The sequence below is a fragment of the Niveispirillum sp. GW835-FHT14G11 genome (assembly GCF_058793615.1).
In genome coordinates this window covers 1-613 of the sequence record NZ_JBXAFZ010000068.1, presented here as the reverse complement: position 1 = coordinate 613, position 613 = coordinate 1, and the positions used below count along the sequence as shown (strand labels likewise).

Genomic DNA, 613 nt, shown 5'->3' with positions numbered 1-613 from the left:
CGTGGCGGCGAGCAGGCTGCCAGCCTGCGTGGCATCATCGTCACCGACAAGATAAACGGCACCTATCCCTAGGCCTAGAGTCTGTCAGGTTTAGGCTGAAGCATACCCTGCATGTCGGATGTATGCGGCGCATTCGTCTGGCTTGAATTTATCGAGCAAGGCCCGATGCGCCGCCAGGTGGTTTCGATGGTTCTCTCATCGGCTTTTCGGACGAGCGTCTTGAGCTTTGCGAACATCATCTCGATAGGATTGAGGTGGGGGCTGTATGGCGGCAGGAACAGGAGCCTGGCCCCGACTTCGCGGACGGCCTTGCGGGCTTCCTTGCCCTTGTGGCGTCCCAGATTGTCGAGGATGACGACATCGCCCTTCCGGACGCCATCTTCACCCCTGTGAACGACGACAAAGAGGCGTAGCCGTATTCGCTATCAGGGCAGCGACCAGAACGGCGGAAAGACAGCAATGGCCATGGCCTGCTTTTCCCGTGAGAGGCCGCGGGAGTGGATCGTAAGTTTATCATTGTCTATTTTTACCAAGTCACACTTTGTAAATGGCTCAAGATCTGAACCTTGATGCGCGGTTTGAAACTATGCTATTTTGCCAAGCATGACTGGGC

The 613-nt window shown here is 56.0% G+C and carries 1 pseudogene; it reads right to left on the bottom strand.

The annotated features are described in order from the left end of the window. Positions 1–90: 90 nt before the first annotated feature. Positions 91–374, bottom strand: a pseudogene (locus AC1Q7F_RS32635) (transposase); the annotation flags it as partial. Positions 375–613: the final 239 nt, after the last annotated feature.